Genomic DNA, 16,596 nt, shown 5'->3' with positions numbered 1-16,596 from the left:
TCGGCGGCATGACCGACTTCACGCACGATGTCATCACCCTGACCGGAGCACGCGAGAACAACCTCAAGGACGTCACCCTCCGCATCCCGAAAGGCCGGCTGACCGTGTTCACCGGCGTTTCGGGATCGGGGAAGTCGTCCGTCGTGTTCGACACGATCGCGGTGGAGTCGCAGCGCCAGCTCAACGAGACGTATCCCTGGTTCGTCCGCAACCGGCTGCCCAAGTACGAGCGGCCGCACGCGGACGGCCTGGAGGACCTCTCCCCCGCGATCGTCGTCGACCAGCGGCCGGTCGGCGGCCACTCCCGGTCGACCGTCGGCACCATGACCGACGTCTACTCGGTGATCCGGGTGCTGTTCTCCCGGCACGGCACCCCGAGCGCCGGGCCGGCCACGGCCTACTCGTTCAACGACCCGTCGGGCATGTGCCCCGACTGCGACGGCCTCGGCCGTACGGTCCGGCCCGACTGGGACCGCATCGTGGACCCGGACCGCTCCCTCGCCGACGGGGCGGTCCGCTTCCCGCCGTTCGCCGCCGGGACCTGGCAGGGGCAGGCGTACACGAACAGCGCCGACCTGGACCCCGACAAGCCGGTGGGGCGGTTCACGGCCGCCGAGCGGGAGTTCCTGATGCGCGGGCGGCCCGGCAGCAAGGTCACCGTCAACGGCACCGGCGGCACCTGGACCACCGAGTACGAGGGGCTGGCCGACCGCTTCGAGCGGCTGTACCTGAAGCGGGACCTGTCGGCCATGAGCCAGAAGACCCGCGACCTGGTCCGGGAGTTCCTGGTGGAGGGCACCTGCCCGGCCTGCCGGGGAGCCCGGCTCAACGCGGCGGCGCTCGCGACCCGGATCAACGGGCGTTCCATCGCCGACTGCGCCGGGATGCAGGTCACCGACCTCATCGCCGTTCTGAAGGAGATCGACGACCCGGTGGCCGGGGTGATCGCGGGGGCGGCGGTGGCCGCGCTGGAGCGGATCGAGACGATCGGGCTCGGCTATCTCAGCCTCGACCGGGAGACGGCGACGCTGAGCGGTGGGGAGGGGCAGCGGCTGAAGACGGTGCGGCACCTCGGCTCCAGCCTGACCGGGATGACGTACATCTTCGACGAGCCGAGCGTCGGCCTGCACCCGCGCGATGTGGGCCGCCTCGGCGATCTGCTGCTGCGGCTGCGGGACAAGGGCAACACCGTGCTGGTCGTCGAGCACGACCCGGATGTGATCGCGCTGGCCGACCATGTGGTGGACATGGGGCCGGGGGCGGGCACCGGCGGCGGCACGGTGGTGTTCGAGGGGACACCGGCCGAACTGGCCGCGTCCGGCACGCTCACCGGCCGCTGTCTGCGTACCCGTACGACGGTAAAGGACGAGGTGCGCGGGCCCGTCGGCGACCTGTGGGTCAAGGGGGCCGACCGGCACAACCTGCGGGATGTCACCGTACGGTTCCCGGCCGGTGTGCTCACGGCGGTGACCGGGGTCGCCGGGTCGGGAAAGAGCACCCTGGTCGCGGAGTTCACCGCCGCCCACGACGAGGCCGTGGTCGTCGACCAGTCGTCGATCGGGATCTCGGGCCGGTCCACTCCGGCGACCTATCTGGGGATCATGGACACGGTACGGAAGATCTTCGCCCGCGAGACGGGGACCGAGGCGGGCTTCTTCAGTTTCAACTCGAGCGGTGCCTGTGGCACCTGCGAGGGCCGGGGGGTCATCTACACCGACCTCGCCTTCATGGACCCGGTGACGACGACCTGCCACGACTGCGAGGGGCGGCGCTTCCGGGACGAGGTGCTGCGGCTCGCCGTGCGGGGCCGTTCCATCGCCGACGTACTGGAGATGACGGCCGAGCAGGCACTCGGCTTCTTCGACGAGCCGGGCGTACGGCGCCGGCTGCAAGCCCTGCGGGACGTCGGACTGACGTATCTCACGCTCGGCCGGCCGCTCTCCACGCTCTCCGGAGGCGAGCGGCAGCGCATCAAGCTGGCCACGCGGCTGCACCGGACGGGCGCGGTCTACGTTCTCGACGAACCGACGACCGGCCTGCACATGGCGGATGTGGCGGGACTCGTCGCCCTGCTGGACCGGCTGGTCGACTCGGGCAACACGGTCGTCGTGGTGGAGCACAACCTGGACGTGGTTTCCCGTGCCGACTGGGTGATCGACCTCGGGCCGGACGGCGGCCGGGAGGGCGGCGAGATCGTCTTCGAGGGCACGCCTCGGCAGCTCCTGGAGGCGGAGGGCTCGTCCACCGGGGAGCATCTGCGGCGGGCGGTGCGGGGGTAGGGGCCTTGCCTTTGCCCACCCGCCCGCCCGAATCGGTTGGGCAGGAGGCTGGGCTTGCCTCGGGGTTCTGCCCGTGCCTCGGCGGGGGCGTTGTCCCTGTTTCCCACCCACCCGCCCGAATCGGTTGGGTAAGAAGCTCGCCTTGCCTCGGGGCTCCGCCCCGGACCCCGGCGGGGGCTCCGCCCCCTGCACCCCTGAGCCGGGCTTCGTCCCCTCCACCCTGCGCCGGGCTTCCCCCCTCCACCCCCGAGCCAGGCTCCCCCCTCCACCCCCGAACCTGGCTTCGCCCCCTCCAGCCCGAGCCGGGCTCCACCCCCTCCACCCCTGAACCTGGCTTCGCCCTCTCCGCCCCGAGCCGGGCCCCATCCCCCTGCGATCCCCCGGCGCCGCGCCCCGGCTCCTCCCTCCCTCCCCTCCCGGGGGTGTCCTCCCGGGGGATCGACCTGCATCATGGTCGGCTGACGCCCGATGCGTTCCGGTCGATCCCGGAGGTCCTGTCGGTGCGGTCCAGACACGTCCCATCCGATACGGAGTCACGCTCGTGCCCAGCAAGAAGGCCCTCGTCCGCCGCCCCAGCCCGCGTCTCGCCGAAGGGCTGGTGACGCACATCGAGCGGGAGAGGGTCGACGCCGACCTCGCGGTCGAGCAGTGGGAGGCGTACGTGACGGCCCTGCGCGCGCACGGCTGGGACACCATCGAGGTGGATCCGGCCGACGACTGCCCCGACTCGGTGTTCGTCGAGGACACGGTCGTGATGTACCGGAACGTCGCGCTGATCGCCCGCCCCGGTGCCGAGTCCCGGCGTGCGGAGACCGCCGGGGTGGAGGAGGCCGTGGCCGGTCTGGGCTGCTCGGTGAACTGGATCTGGGAGCCGGGCACGCTGGAGGGCGGCGACGTCCTGAAGATCGGCGACACCGTGTACGTGGGCCGGGGCGGGCGCACCAACGCCGCAGGTGTGCAGCAGCTGCGCGCCGCGTTCGAGCCGCTGGGCGCGCGGGTCGTCGCCGTACCGGTGAGCAAGGTGCTGCACCTGAAGTCGGCGGTCACGGCGCTGCCGGACGGCACGGTCATCGGGCACATCCCGAAAATGGACACGCCGTCGCTGTTCGCGCGCTTCCTGCCGGTGCCCGAGGAGGCAGGCGCGCACGTGGTTCTGCTCGGCGGTGACAAACTGCTGATGGCGGCGAGCGCACCGAAGACCGCAGAGCTGTTCGCGGACCTCGGGTACGAACCGGTCGTCGTGGACATCAGCGAGTTCGAGAAGCTCGAGGGATGTGTGACGTGCCTCTCGGTGCGGCTGCGGGAGCTGTATGCCTGACCCGGCCGCCGCTTCCCTCTTTCGGCCCGCGACCTGCGACTCCCGGGGGCGGCACCGAGCACGCGAGCGACCCGCTGATCAGCGGCCTTTACAGCGCCCTTAACCTACGGGATCGTAACCTACGGAAACGTAGCCTACGATGCCGTAGGTTACCGCTCACCGCTCGTACGCATGTCCCCTGGAGAGTCCATGACGATCACCACTCCCCACCTCGGCAGCCCCGCCGGCGCCTGGACCGACGCCCAGCTGCTGTACGCACTGGAGGAAGTGGTCGAGAAGGAGCTCAACCGGCATCTGCAGGTCGCCAAGGACTGGATGCCGCACGAGTACGTGCCGTGGACCGACGGGCGCAACTTCCCCGGCCTCTTCGACGACGGCGAGAAGTGGGAGAAGGAGCAGTCCAAGGTCACCGAGATCGGGCGCATCGCACTCGTCGTCAACCTTCTGACCGAGGACAACCTGCCCAGCTACCACCACGAGATCGCCTCGCTCTTCGGCCGTGACGGCGCCTGGGGCACCTGGGTGCACCGCTGGACGGCGGAGGAGGGCCGGCACGGCATCGTGATGCGGGACTACCTGCTCACCTCGCGCGCCGTGGACCCGGACAAGCTGGAGCAGTTCCGCATGTCCCACATGAGCGAGGGCTTCGAGTCGGACAACCGCCACTCGATGCTGCACTCGGTCGCCTACGTCGCCTTCCAGGAGCTGGCCACCCGCATCTCGCACCGCAACACGGGCCACCAGTCCGGCGACCCCGTCTGCGACCGGATGCTGTCCCGCATCGCGACCGACGAGAACCTGCACATGGTCTTCTACCGCAACCTGCTCAAGTCGGCGTTCCAGCTCGCGCCCGACCTGACGATGCAGGCGGTGCGGGACGTGGTCGTGAACTTCCGGATGCCCGGTCACGGCATCCCCGGCTTCGAGCGGGCCGCCGCGCAGATGGCGATCGGCGAGGTCTACAACATGCGCATCCACCACGACGACGTGCTCCAGCCCGTGCTGCGCTTCCTGAAGATCATGGAGATCGACGGCCTGGGCCCCGAGGGCCGCAAGGCGCAGGAGGAACTCGGCCTGTTCATGGGCGGCCTGGACTCCGAGGCGTCCAAGTTCGACGAGAAGCTCGCCGCGCGCAAGGCCCGCATGGCGGCCCGGGCGGCAGGCGCCTGACCCGGCAGCCGCAGCCACACGCTCAGCCCCCTGGCGGAACGTCCCGCCAGGGGGCTGTCGCGTGCGACAGGCCCTAGCCGGACCTGCGCCGCAGCTCCAGCCGTTCCTTCTCCGACAGGCCGCCCCAGACGCCGAAACGCTCGTCGTTGTCCAGCGCGTACTCGAGGCACGCCGAGCGGATCGGGCACAGGCCGCAGATCCGTTTCGCCTCCCGCACCGAACTGCCCGGCTCGGGGAAGAAGAAGTCCGCCCCGGTCTGCGCACACAACGCTTCCTGCTGCCAGGCGAGTTCGGGCATGGTGATCGTGTCGATGTGCATGGCCTGAAGCGTCGCGGTCGGCGAAAAACGTTCGATCAACGCGGGATCAACACCGCGTTCACGCACCCCCGGCCACTCCGATCATCACCTCTTCGACGAGCCGGCGCACGGCGGCGCGCGGAAGCCTCGCGCACCCCGCCCCGGCAGGTCTCCGGCGGCGCTTGTCAGTGGGCGGTGCCAGACTCGGCAGAGAGACGACCGGACCCTGTGCGAGGAGGGCGACCATGCTCACCACCCGGTATGTCACCGGCGCTCCGAACTGGATCGATGTCGGCACACCCGACATCGACGGCGCCGCCGCCTTCTACGGGGACCTGTTCGGCTGGCGTTTCCAGCCGGGCGACCCCGAGGTCGGGGGGTACGGCCTCTTCCAGCTCGACGGCAGAACCGCCGCCGGCGGCATGCAGACCACGCCTGAGCAGGGCCCGCCTGCCTGGGGGGTGTACTTCCAGGCCGCGGACGCGGACGGCACGGCGAAGGCGGCCGAACAGGCACGCGGATCGGTGCTGATGCAGCCGATGGACGTGCGGGACCTGGGCCGCATGGCGGTCCTCGCCGACCAGGCGGGGGTGCTGTTCGGCCTGTGGCAGCCGGGGCGCAACAAGGGCCTGGACGTCGTCCAGGAGCACGGCTCGCTGTGCTGGGTGGAGCTGTACACGGCGGACGTCCCCGCCGCGGCCGCCTTCTACCACTCCGTGCTCGGCCTGGAGACCGTCGGCGTCGAGTTCCCCGGCGGCACCTACACCACCTTCGTCCCCGCCGGAGAGCCCGAGGACGCCATGTTCGGCGGCGTCGTGCCGCTGGCCGACGACCCGGTCGAGGAGGAGGCGTACTGGCTGCCGTACTTCGAGGTCGGCGACCCGGACGCCATCGCCGGCAGGGCGCGGGAGCTGGGCGGCACGGTCCGCCTGCCCGCCACGGACCTGCCGGGCGCCGGCCGCCTGGCCAAGCTCGCCGACCCCTACGGGGCACGCTTCGCGGTGATCCGCAGCGAGCCACAGGCGGCCTGAGGCACTACGCCGACGCGCGCCGTACCAGTGTCGTCGGGAGCACCACGCTTGAGGGCGCTTCGGCGGCGCCCTCGTCCGAGCCCCCGTGCGGGGTGCCGCGGTCGAGGCCGCGCAGCAGCAGCCGGGCCATCAGGCGGCCCATCTCCTCGATGTCCTGACGGACCGTCGTGAGGGGCGGGTCGGTCTGTTCCGCGACGGGCAGCATGTCGTCGAAGCCGATCACGGCGACGTCGTCGGGGACACGCCGTCCGGCCTCGCGCAGGACGCGCAGGGCACCGGAGGCCGTGAGGTCGTTGGCGGCGAACACCGCGTCCAGGTCCGGGCAGCGGTCGAGCAGCTCGCGCATCGCGCGTTCGCCCCCGGCCGGGGTGAAGTCGGCCTCGGCGATCAGCCGCGGGTCGGCGTCGGCCATGACGTCCCGGTAGCCGTCGAGCCGGTCCGCCGCGGAGGTCTGGTCGAGTGCGCCGGTGATGTGCGCGATCCGGGTGCGGCCGAGGCCGGCCAGGTGGCGGACGGCGTCGCGGGCACCGCCCCGGTTGTCGCTGTCGACGTACACCACATCGCGCCGGTCGCCGCTCCAGCCCGGCCGCCCGCCGAAGACGGTGGGTACACCGGCCCGCTGGATGAGCTCCGGCAGCGGGTCGTCGAGGTGCAGGGAGAAGACCAGGGCCCCGTCGACATGTCCGCCGGCGAGGTATCTGCCGACCCGGGCGTGATCGTCCCGGCCCTCCGTGAGCAGCAGGACGAGCTGGTTGTCGTGGGCCGTGAGCTCCTTGCTGATGCCACGCAGCTGGAGCGCGAAGAACGGGTCGGCGAAGACCCGGGTCTCGGGTTCGGCGACGACGACCGCGATCGCGTCGTGCCGCCGGGTCACCAGGGAGCGGGCGGCCTGGTTGGGCACGTACCCGAGTTCGTCCACGGCCTTGCGGACCCGCTCCACGAGAGCGTCCCGCACCCCGTCCCCGCCGTTGACCACGCGCGAGACGGTGGCCCGTGAGACACCGGCCCGGGCGGCCACGGCCTCCAGAGTGGGACGCGGCGCGGTGTCGGTCACTTCGGGGCTCCTCATCTGCGGCTGCGGATCAGGATAGCCCCGGGGCGCGGCGCCGTGAGAGCGCTCTCGCGCACACGGGAGAGGGCGTCACCTCGTACGCCCCACGCGTCCGTCAGTGCTCGTGCGCGCCCTCCTGCCGCCCGTCGTCCTGCCGCTCGCTCGCGTGCCGCGCGTCGCCGTGATCATGGGGGTCGTACCCGGGGATCGTCCCGTCCGGCTTCTTCACGAGGAACAGCCCCACCATCCCCATGTCGGAGTGGCTCTGCACATGGCAGTGGTACATCCAGGCGCCGGCGCCGACCCCCTCCCCCGCGATCACCTGGAAGCCGAAGGAGTCGGCCGGGCCCGTGATCTTGTTGTCGATGACCTGGCTGGGGTCGTCGGGGCCGGTCAGCATGCCGGTGCGGTTGTCCGCCCAGCGGTGACCGTGCATATGGAACGTGTGGTAGAACTCGCCGTGCGTGATCACGACGAACTCGACGCGATCCCCCACCGTCGCCTCGAAGTTCGGCCCGGAGTGCGGCGGCCTGTTGTTGATGCGCATGTCGTTGAAGACGACCGTGTGCGTCCGGTCCGGCAGGACGTCGCCCTTGCGCCGGACGATCACCGGGCCGAACAGACCCTTCTGCAGCCCCTGGGTGCCGTGTTCGGTGCCGACGACGTGGTCGTGGTAGTGCCAGTAGCCCGCGCTGCCCGCCCGCCAGGTGCCGTCCTTGCGGCGGCCGGGGGCGTGGGTGCGCCAGGTGTAGGTACGGGTGCCGCCCGGTTCGACATGACTGCGGTTCATCTTCGTGCCGTCGCTGGTGATTTCGTAGTCCAGACCGTGGACGTGCAGGCTCACCGCCACGTCCATGGTGTTCTCGAACTCGACGTGCAGGGTGTCGCCCTCGTTGAGCTCGATCAGCGGGCCGGGGACGGTCGCCTTGCCCTTCTCGAGGCCGTAGCCCATCTGCCCGTCGGCGAGCTTCTCGGCGTACAGCTTGATGCGCTTCACCTCGCCTCCGGCGGGCGCCGTCTTCGCCGGTCCGTCGGCGCTGATGGCCTCCGGCGCCACGGACAACGATGTCGCGACGGCAGCGGTGCCCAGCAGGACCCGCCGGTTGAAGCTGCGTCTGTCCATGCGGAACTCCCCACCCTGGTAAGGCTTTTACGGAGGCGTACCTGTGATGAACCTGTGCGACGGTACCGGCCGCGCCCCCGTTTATCCACACTCAAGACAAAGTTGGAGCCATCCCGGTCATAGGTATTGGCGAGAGATGCAAAGGGGTTTAGCTTCCTTGGCGGTGTTGCTGTGACCGTGGAGGTGCCCATGCACTTACGAGGGTTGAGCAAGAGAAGACGCGTCTGGGCGGCCTCCGTGGCCGCCGGAGTCGTGGCCGCCGGGCTGCTGTCGGGGCCCGCCGCGAACGCGCGGCCGTATCCGGAACCCCCGCTGACAACGATGTCGATCAAGTCGCCGCCGGGCGGCGCGAATGTACGAGTGCTGCTCTTCCACGGTTCCGCGGCGGCCGGGGAGGAGTCCCCCGTCGTGAACGCCGGGATCGAGGCGATCGAGAAGATCGGGCTCTCGGGCCCGGCGAACCGCCGTTTCAAGGTGCAAGCCACGGACGACGCCTCGGTGTTCACCGACGAGACGAGGCTCGGCCGCTTCAACGCGATCGTGTTCCTGACCGGCGGGGGCGATGTCCTCGACGCGGAGCAGGAGGCGGGCCTGGAGGCGTACATGGAGGCCGGTGGCGGTTTCGTCGGCCTGCATGACGCGGCGCGCGCGGAGCCGTACTCGGACTGGTTCACCGGGCTGGTGGGTGCCCGTCCCGCCGCGTCGAGCCCGTCGGCCGTACAGCGGGCGACCGTCGAGGTCGGCGACCGCCGGCACCCGGCCACCAAGGACCTGCCGGTGCAGTGGAAGCACCCGGACAAGTGGCTGAACTGGGCGAAGAACCCGTCGGGTGACGTCCACACGGTCGCCCGCGTACGGGAGTCGAGCTACCAGCCGGGCACGGGCGCGGGCGGCTGGGACCACCCGGTCAGCTGGTGCCGCGACTACGACGGCGGCCGCTCCTTCTACACCGGCATGGGCGGCACGGTGTCGTCGTACGACGAGACCGACTTCCGGGCCCATCTGCGCGGCGCGCTGCTGTGGACGACCCGGCTGGAGCAGGCCGACTGCAAGGCGACCATCAACGCCAACTACCAGGCGGAACGGCTGACCAAGCCCAACCAGCCGGGGCAGAACGACCAGATCGGCGAACCGCACGGGCTGGTCACCGCGCCCGACGGCCGGGTGTTCTACATCGGCCGGGGCGGCGCCGACTCCTCGCAGCCGGTGGTCACCGACTGGAACAACCCCGACATCGGCAAGGGCAAGGGCGAGATCCACGTCTACGACCCGAAGACCAAACAGGTCACGCTCGCGGGTGCGCTCACCGTCTTCGGCAACAAGGGCGGCGGCGACGAGCTGGTCAAGGTCGAGGAGGGCCTGCTTGGCATCGAGCTGGACCCGGCGTTCGCGACGAACGGCTGGGTGTATCTGCACTACACGCCCCACTCGCAGATCAACCGCGACACGCGGATGGCCGAGCGGCGCGTCTCCCGCTTCACACTCGACCAGGCCACGAACAAGCTGGACCTGGCCAGCGAGAAGGTACTGCTGAAGTGGCCGGTGCAGATCCACAGCTGCTGTCACTCGGGCGGCGGGATGGCCTGGGACTCGAAGGGCAATCTCTACATCGCCACCGGTGACAACAACTCCAGCGGGTTCAGCTCCGGTTACTCGGGCAACAACCCGCAGCCGAACTACAAGGGCGTCTCCTTCGCGGACGCGCGCCGCACGGCCGGCAACACCAACAACCTCAACGGCAAGATCCTGCGCATCCACCCGGAGCCGGACGGGACGATCACGCTCCCCGACGGCAACCTCTTCACCGGGAAGGAGACCGACGAGGGCGGCGGCAAGACCCGCGGCGAGATCTATGTGATGGGGGTCAGGAACCCGGCCCGTATCTTCGTCGACAAGTCGACCGACGTGCTCTACGCGGGCTGGGTCGGTCCGGACGCGAGCGCGCCCTCGACGACCTGGGGTCCGGCCAAGTACGACACGTTCGCCGCCATCACCAAGGCGGGCAACCGCGGCTGGCCGTACTGCATGGGCAACAAGCAGCCCTACCGGGACCGCAATCTGCCGGACCCGTCCAAGCCGCTGGGCTGGTACGACTGCGACCGCCCGAAGAACGAGTCGCCGAACAACGACGGCCTGGTCAATCTGCCGCCCGTCACCGGCAACAACATCTGGTACTCGCCGCAGGGCGGCGCGCCGGACTACCCACGGGACGCGAACGGCGTCCCCTCGTACAAGCCGGAGGAGGCGACGTACCGGCTGCCCTGGCTGAAGGGCGGCGGCCAGGCCGCGATGAACGGCCCGGTCTACCGGTATGACGCCGGCAGCACGAGCGGGGCGAAGTGGCCCGCCTACTGGGACGGCAAGTGGTTCGTCGGTGACTTCTACGACGCCGACCAGCCGCGCAACGCGGTGCTCATGGACCCGAAGACGCAGGGCGACGGCGGTCTGCCGGTGCACTCGGAGTCGCTGAAGAAGATCGTGCCGATCGGCAACGACGGCATCAAGAACCTCATGGACTGGAAGTTCGGTCCGGACGGCGCGCTGTACGTCCTCGACTACGGCCGCGGCTTCTTCACCTCGGACTCCAAGTCGGCCCTGTGGCGGGTCACCTACAAGGGCGGCGGGCCGACCCCGGCCGCCGACCAGCTGGCTAGGGGGACCGAGTGACCCGGCACGCAAGAATCTGGGCCGCCCTGCTGGCCGCCCTGCTCATGATGCTCGGCGTGCAGGCGATGCCGGCGTCCGGGCAGCCGAAGGCGAAGGCGAAGGCCGCCGAGCAGGTCCTCACCTGGACGGCCGGCAACGACATCGACAAGTACCTCTCGGCGCCGAAGACGGCGGTCGCCGGCACGGCCACGATCGTGTTCGAGAACAGTGTGGCCACCGGCAACACCACGGGCATGCCGCACACGCTGACGTTCGTGACGAGCGATCCCGAGTTCAACGACGACGTCCAGCTCAACATCCTGGCCAACCCGAACGACGCGCAGGGCGGCAAGCACACCGCCCAGGTCACGCTCACGCCCGGCCGGTACTTCTACCACTGCACGATCCCCGGCCACGGCCAGATGCAGGGCATCCTCGTGGTGACCGAGGGCACCGGCGAGGACACCACGGCGCCCGAGGCGTCGGCCCATGTGAGCGGGACGCAGAACACCCAGGGCGAGTACGTCGGTTCGGCGAGCGTGGCGCTGCACGCGAGCGACGAGGGCGGCTCGGGCGTCGAGAGGATCGAGTACGCGATCGGTGACACGGGTGCCTGGCAGCCGTACACCACTCCGGTCGTCGTCGATCAGGTCGGCGCCCACAAGGTCCGCTACCGCGCCTTCGACAAGGCGGGGAATGTCTCCGCCGAGAAGAGCGCGGCGTTCACGGTCGTGGCGCCGCAGTCGGACGACACCACCGCGCCGGAGACCTCGGCGACGGTGAGCGGTGAACGCGATCCCGACGGGGCGTACATCGACATGGCGACGGTCACCGTCTCCGCCTCCGACACGGGCTCCGGGGTCAACACGATCGAGTACGCCGTCGGCTCAGGCGCCTGGCAGCCGTACACCGCGCCGGTGATGGTGCACCAGGTCGGCACGCACACCGTCCGCTACCGCGCCACCGACAAGGCGGGCAACGTGGCGGCCGAGAAGAGCGTGCAGTTCAAGGTCGTCGCGGCACCGCCGCAGGACACCACGCCGCCGGTGACGGGGGTGTCCGTGGAGGGCACGAGGAACTCCGCCGGGGCGTACGTCAACAGCGCGCGGGTGACCGTCACGGCGACCGACGCGCATGGTTCGGGCGTCGAGAGGATCGAGTACTCGCTCGACGGCGGGCCGTATCTCGTCTACTCGGCCCCGGTGGTGGTCGACCGGGCGGGCGGGCACACGGTCGCGTACCGGGCGACGGACAAGGCCGGCAACACGGCGGCGGCACGCACCGTGACCTTCACGGTCGTCTCCGGCCAGGTTCCGGCGCCCGACTGCCCGGAGTACGACGAGCGGTTGACGGTGATCGTCGGCTCGGTCGACTCCGGGGTGCGCAACCGGGTGACCGACAACCGGTGCCGGATCGGCGAGTTGATCGAGGACGAGAAGGAGTGGACGTCCCACGCGCTGTTCCTCAAGCATGTGACGTCCGTCCTCGACGCGCTGCTGAAGGAGGGGGTGATCGACCAGCGCGAGTACAACGCCGTCCGGAAGGCCGCCCGCCAGTCCGGGATCGGCAAGCCGGGGCAGACCGAGGGCTATCGGGCGCTCTTCGACGGCAGCGCGGAGTCCTTCGGCAAGTGGCAGCAGGTGGGCGGCGGTTCGTTCGGGCTGAACGCCGACGGGACGATCACCTCCAGCACCACCACGCCCGGCATGGGCATGCTGTGGTTCCCGGAGCGCAAGTACGGCGACTTCTCGCTGAAGCTCCAGTGGCGTGACGACGCGCCGGGCACGGGCAACGCCAACTCCGGTGTGTTCGTGCGCTTCCCCTGGGTCCACGACCACCCGGAGGAGTCACGCCCGGAGTGGGTCGCCATCAAGTACGGGCACGAGGTGCAGGTGCTCGACCGGCCCGACGGCGACATGTACAAGACGGGGTCGGTCTACGGCTTCGACCGGGTGGGGCTCGCCGGAGCCGGCGTGACCCAGAAGGGCACCTGGAACGACTACGAGATCCGCGTGGTCGACCAGCACTACTCGGTGTACCGCAACGGCGTGCTGATCAACGAGTTCGACAACGCCGGCGGCCAGGCCTTCACCCCGCCACGCTCGGACGACCCGGGCACGGACGGGCGGCGGTTCGCCTCCGGCTACCTCGGGCTCCAGGTGCACGGCACGACCGATGTGGTGTCCTACCGGGACATCCGCATCAAGGAGTTGTAGGCCCTTCGGGCGCCTTCCTGGCCCTGCTCGGCTGTACCCGCCTCGGTTCCCCCGGCATCTTCGGATACTCGGGCGGGTACGGCAGGTCCCCCAGCCCGTGGTCGTGCTCGTCACGGCGGGCGAGGTCGAGCAGGGACTCCAGGGAATAGCGGTGGTCGTCCATGTCCGCGTGCACGTCGCCGAGTTCGGCGAAGCGCGCGGGCATGGTCGCGAGGTCGAAGTCCTGGGGGTGCGCGACCCCCACCTCGTCCCAGCTCAGGGGCGCGGAGACGGGGGCGTGCGGGCGGGGCCGTACCGAGTACGCGGAGGCGATCGTGCGGTCGCGTGCCGTCTGGTTGTAGTCCACGAAGATGCGGCTGCCCCGCTCCTCCTTCCACCACTTGATGGTCACCTGCTCCGGCATGCGCCGCTCCAGTTCCCTGCCGACGGCGATGGCGGCGCGCCGGACCTGGGTGAAGGTCCAGCGCGGTTCGATGGGCACGAAGACGTGCAGTCCCCGGCCGCCCGAGGTCTTGGGGAAGCCGCGCAGCTCGCCGAACTCGTCGAGCACGGCCCGGAGTTCGTGCGCGGCGCGGGCGGCGTCGTCGTAGTCGGTGCCGGGCTGCGGGTCGAGGTCGATGCGGAGTTCGTCCGGGCGGTCGACGTCGTCGCGGCGTACCGGCCAGGGGTGGAAGGTGAGGGTGCCGAACTGGGCGGCCCACACCACCGCTCCGACCTCGGTGGGGCACATCTCGTCGGCGCTGCGGCCGCTGGGGAACGTGATGTGCGCGGTCGGGATCCAGTCGGGCATGTTCTTGGGCGCCCGCTTCTGGAAGAAGTTCTCGCCGTTCACGCCCTCGGGGTAGCGCTCCAGGGTGGTGGGCCGGTCGCGCAGGGCACGCAGGATGCCGGGGCCGACGGCGAGGTAGTAGCGGGCGAGGTCCAGCTTGGTGAAGCCGCGCTCCGGGAAGAACATCTTGTCCGGGCTGGACAGCCGTACGGTCCGGCCGCCCGCCTCCAGTTCCACCGCGTCACCCATGCTCGCCACGGTAGGCGCACGGCGTGGGCCGCGCATTCGGAGCGTTCGGGCGTCACGGGGCGCGCAGGCGGGTGGCGAGGAGGGTGACGTCGTCCTCGGTGGTGCCGTGTACGAGGCGGGCGAGGAGGGCGTCGACGACGCTCTCCAGGGGACCGTCGATATCGAGGCGCAGATGGGTCAGGCGTCGCAGCGAGGAGTCGATGTCCCTCCGGCGGTCCTCGATCAGCCCGTCGGTGTACATCAGCAGCACGGTTCCGGGCCGCACCGGCAGGGTCAGCGCCTCGTACCCGCCGAGGTCGGTGCCGAGGGGCGGTCCGGTCGGGACGTGCACGAGTTCGGCCGGTCCGTCGGGGTGCAGCAGCACGGGCGGCGGGTGCCCCGCGCCGGCGAAGGTGCAGGTGCCCTGGCCGGGGTCGACGAGGGCGAGCAGACAGGTGGCCACCCGGTCGAGCCCGATGCTCGCCAGCCGGTGGTCGGCTTCCTGGAGGATCCGTTCGACGGGGGCGCCGGTGGCGGCGATGCTGCGCAGCAGGGACCGGTACTGGCTCATGGCGACGGCGGCGGTGAAGCCGTGGCCCATGACGTCGCCCATCACCTGGAGGGTGCGGCCGCAGGGCAGGGCCATCGAGTCGAACCAGTCACCGCCGACGAGGGCGCGCTGCCCGGCGGGGAGGTAGCGGGAGGCCGTCTCGATGTCCGGGTGCGGGCCGCCCGGCTCGGACAGCAGGGCACGTTGCAGTTCCAGCGCCATCGAGTGTTCGAGGGTGTACTGGCGGGCGTTGTCGATGGCGACGGCGGCCCGGGCGGCCAGTTCCTGGGCCACGACGACGTCCTCGTCGGTGAAGGGTGCCGAATCGCCGGCTCGGAGCAGGTACAGGACACCGACCGGGCGCTCCCGTGTCGGCAGCGGAACCACGACGATGGAGTGGACCCCGAGTTCGCGGACCACCTCCAGGTCGAGCCGTGTGCGCAGCATCTTCAGCAGCACGTCGTCCGAGGCCAGGTTTCCGACCCACGGACGGCCGGTGTCCAGGCAGCTCCGGACCGGCGAGTCGCGCGGGACGTCGAAGTAGTGGCCGCTCCTCGCGGTCAGTCCGATGCGGGCGACGATGTCCGGGCCGCCCGCCGAGGCCATGATGCGCAGCCGGAGGACGCCGGGAGCCGGCGGCGGCAGGTCGCCCGCCGCTTCCGTGTCCACGATCCGCACGGACGCCCGGTCGGCCAGGCTCGGCACGACGAACTCCGCCAGCTCGGCACAGGTCTTCTTGACACACAGGGTCGTGCCCACCCGCGTGGCGGCGGTGTCGAGCAGGGCCAGTCGCTGGTGGGCTCGTTCCAGGTCGTCCAGGTACTGGCGCAGTCCGCTGACCTCCACGGCGATGCCGCACAGCCCGAGCACCCGGTCGCCCTCCTGGAGCCGGTGGTACACCGCGCTCCAGTGCCGGCGCCTGAACGGCGAACTCACGTGCGTCGTGCCGGTGACGGACAGCTCGCGGGGCCGGCCGTCGCCGAGGATCATGCGCAGGGTGTCCTCCGAGCGGTGGATGTCCGGGAGGACCTCGGCCATGGTCCGGCCGTGGAACGCGTCGGGCGGCACGCCGCTCATCCGGGCCATGGCTTCGTTGACGTATCGATAGCGCAGCCGTTCGTCCAGGATGGCGACCGCGGCGGACGTGCCGTCCAGGACATTGCGGAGGATCTTGTACTCGTGGGCCTTCTCGAGCGCCTCCGTCGGCGCGTCGGAGACCATCGACAGCAGCGCGTCGTCGGCCCCTGAGAAGAGCCACGTCGGCGGAAGCTGGTCGAAGCCCATGCGGCTCCTCCTCGTCCCCCTCCCTGATCGGAACACGCCACGGTCCAGTGTGTCGCCCGGGGCGGGGCCGCGCATCCGCAGCTCTACGGGATCTCGCCCTGACCTGCGGCTTTCGCGACCCGCTCAACAGGCGGGGCCAGGGAGCGGCTCTTAGAGTCGAGGCATGGATCTCCCGGTGATGCCCCCCGTGCTGCCCATGCTCGCCAAGTCCGTGGCGGCGATCCCCGCGGGCATGCAGTACGAGGCCAAGTGGGACGGGTTCCGGGCGATCGTGTTCCGCGACGGGGACGAGGTCGAGCTCGGCAGCCGTACGGGCAAGCCGTTGACCAGGTACTTTCCCGAGTTGGTGACGGCTGTGCGGGAGCGGTTGCCGGAGCGCTGTGTGGTGGACGGGGAGATCGTGATCGCGCGGGAGGGACATCTGGACTTCGACGCGCTGACGGAGCGGATCCATCCGGCGGACTCGCGGGTGCGGATGCTGGCGGAGCGGACGCCGGCCTCGCTCGTCGCCTTCGATCTGCTGGCTCTGGGGGACGAGTCGCTGATGAACGTCCCGATGACCGACCGGCGGGAGCGGCTGGCCGGGGAGCTGGCGGGGGTGACGGCGCCGGTGCACCTGGCTCCGGCGACCAC

The 16,596-nt window shown here is 70.6% G+C and carries 12 protein-coding genes; 7 read left to right on the top strand and 5 right to left on the bottom strand.

Annotation, left to right across the window (positions count from 1 at the left end; all coding sequences use genetic code 11):
- The first annotated feature begins 8 nt into the window (after nucleotides 1-8).
- The 3 genes from ACWIF2_RS25705 (at nucleotide 9) to ACWIF2_RS25695 (ending at nucleotide 4,767) form a co-directional block, all read left to right on the top strand.
- Nucleotides 9-2,279, top strand: coding sequence for an ATP-binding cassette domain-containing protein (locus tag ACWIF2_RS25705; RefSeq protein ID WP_454363001.1), 2,271 nt, complete (start codon nucleotides 9-11; stop codon nucleotides 2,277-2,279).
- A gap of 541 nt (nucleotides 2,280-2,820) precedes the next feature.
- Nucleotides 2,821-3,597 carry a dimethylargininase gene (gene ddaH, locus ACWIF2_RS25700; protein ID WP_454363000.1) on the top strand — a complete coding sequence of 259 codons (777 nt, stop codon included), beginning with the start codon at nucleotides 2,821-2,823 and terminating at the stop codon, nucleotides 3,595-3,597.
- Between the two features lie 189 nt (nucleotides 3,598-3,786).
- Nucleotides 3,787-4,767 (top strand): acyl-ACP desaturase, encoded by a 981-nt coding sequence (locus tag ACWIF2_RS25695; RefSeq protein ID WP_454362999.1) that lies wholly within the window; start codon nucleotides 3,787-3,789, stop codon nucleotides 4,765-4,767.
- A gap of 73 nt (nucleotides 4,768-4,840) precedes the next feature.
- Here the strand turns inward: ACWIF2_RS25695 and ACWIF2_RS25690 are convergent, their stop codons facing one another.
- Nucleotides 4,841-5,086, bottom strand: coding sequence for a WhiB family transcriptional regulator (locus tag ACWIF2_RS25690; RefSeq protein ID WP_382486416.1), 246 nt, complete (start codon nucleotides 5,084-5,086; stop codon nucleotides 4,841-4,843).
- Between the two features lie 224 nt (nucleotides 5,087-5,310).
- On the opposite strand from ACWIF2_RS25690, the gene ACWIF2_RS25685 reads away from it, so the two are divergent.
- On the top strand, nucleotides 5,311-6,096 hold the full coding sequence (locus tag ACWIF2_RS25685) for a VOC family protein (protein ID WP_454362998.1): 786 nt from the start codon (nucleotides 5,311-5,313) through the stop codon (nucleotides 6,094-6,096).
- 4 nt (nucleotides 6,097-6,100) lie between these two features.
- Here the strand turns inward: ACWIF2_RS25685 and ACWIF2_RS25680 are convergent, their stop codons facing one another.
- Complete coding sequence (locus ACWIF2_RS25680) at nucleotides 6,101-7,150, bottom strand: LacI family DNA-binding transcriptional regulator (RefSeq protein WP_454362997.1); 1,050 nt, start codon at nucleotides 7,148-7,150, stop codon at nucleotides 6,101-6,103.
- A 112-nt stretch (nucleotides 7,151-7,262) separates the two neighbouring features.
- Nucleotides 7,263-8,270, bottom strand: coding sequence for a multicopper oxidase domain-containing protein (locus ACWIF2_RS25675; protein ID WP_454362996.1), 1,008 nt, complete (start codon nucleotides 8,268-8,270; stop codon nucleotides 7,263-7,265).
- 189 nt (nucleotides 8,271-8,459) lie between these two features.
- On the opposite strand from ACWIF2_RS25675, the gene ACWIF2_RS25670 reads away from it, so the two are divergent.
- Together ACWIF2_RS25670 and ACWIF2_RS25665 are read left to right on the top strand one after the other, a co-directional pair.
- Nucleotides 8,460-10,937 carry a ThuA domain-containing protein gene (locus ACWIF2_RS25670; RefSeq protein ID WP_454362995.1) on the top strand — a complete coding sequence of 826 codons (2,478 nt, stop codon included), beginning with the start codon at nucleotides 8,460-8,462 and terminating at the stop codon, nucleotides 10,935-10,937.
- 44 nt (nucleotides 10,938-10,981) lie between these two features.
- Entirely contained in the window at nucleotides 10,982-13,132 is a 2,151-nt protein-coding gene (locus ACWIF2_RS25665; RefSeq protein ID WP_454363025.1) for an OmpL47-type beta-barrel domain-containing protein, read from the top strand.
- Here the strand turns inward: ACWIF2_RS25665 and ligD are convergent.
- Both ligD and ACWIF2_RS25655 read right to left on the bottom strand, forming a co-directional pair.
- Nucleotides 13,119-14,150, bottom strand: a complete 1,032-nt coding sequence (ligD, locus tag ACWIF2_RS25660; RefSeq protein ID WP_454362994.1) for a non-homologous end-joining DNA ligase — start codon at nucleotides 14,148-14,150, stop codon at nucleotides 13,119-13,121. The two genes, ACWIF2_RS25665 and ligD, sit on opposite strands and share 14 nt — an antisense overlap.
- Before the next feature lie 52 nt (nucleotides 14,151-14,202).
- Complete coding sequence (locus ACWIF2_RS25655) at nucleotides 14,203-15,963, bottom strand: SpoIIE family protein phosphatase (protein ID WP_454362993.1); 1,761 nt, start codon at nucleotides 15,961-15,963, stop codon at nucleotides 14,203-14,205.
- A gap of 163 nt (nucleotides 15,964-16,126) precedes the next feature.
- Here ACWIF2_RS25655 and ACWIF2_RS25650 point away from each other — a divergent pair.
- Nucleotides 16,127-16,596: ATP-dependent DNA ligase (locus tag ACWIF2_RS25650; RefSeq protein WP_454362992.1), on the top strand; the 470-nt coding region annotated here is incomplete at its 3' end.

The organism is Streptomyces sp. NPDC055506, assembly GCF_053643595.1.
The sequence above is the reverse complement of the archived record's forward strand: the minus strand, read 5'-3'. Positions and strand labels throughout refer to the sequence as shown.

What these genes read in the sequence shown, in the direction of transcription:
- ACWIF2_RS25705 (WP_454363001.1), top strand. Translation starts at nt 9, where the DNA reads ATGACCGACTTCACGCACGATGTCATCACCCTGACCGGAGCACGCGAG.
- ACWIF2_RS25695 (WP_454362999.1), top strand. Translation starts at nt 3,787, where the DNA reads ATGACGATCACCACTCCCCACCTCGGCAGCCCCGCCGGCGCCTGGACC.
- ACWIF2_RS25690 (WP_382486416.1), bottom strand. Translation starts at nt 5,086, where the DNA reads ATGCACATCGACACGATCACCATGCCCGAACTCGCCTGGCAGCAGGAA.
- ACWIF2_RS25685 (WP_454362998.1), top strand. Translation starts at nt 5,311, where the DNA reads ATGCTCACCACCCGGTATGTCACCGGCGCTCCGAACTGGATCGATGTC.
- ACWIF2_RS25675 (WP_454362996.1), bottom strand. Translation starts at nt 8,270, where the DNA reads ATGGACAGACGCAGCTTCAACCGGCGGGTCCTGCTGGGCACCGCTGCC.
- ACWIF2_RS25670 (WP_454362995.1), top strand. Translation starts at nt 8,460, where the DNA reads ATGCACTTACGAGGGTTGAGCAAGAGAAGACGCGTCTGGGCGGCCTCC.
- ACWIF2_RS25665 (WP_454363025.1), top strand. Translation starts at nt 10,982, where the DNA reads ATGATGCTCGGCGTGCAGGCGATGCCGGCGTCCGGGCAGCCGAAGGCG.
- ligD (WP_454362994.1), bottom strand. Translation starts at nt 14,150, where the DNA reads ATGGGTGACGCGGTGGAACTGGAGGCGGGCGGCCGGACCGTACGGCTG.
- ACWIF2_RS25655 (WP_454362993.1), bottom strand. Translation starts at nt 15,963, where the DNA reads ATGGGCTTCGACCAGCTTCCGCCGACGTGGCTCTTCTCAGGGGCCGAC.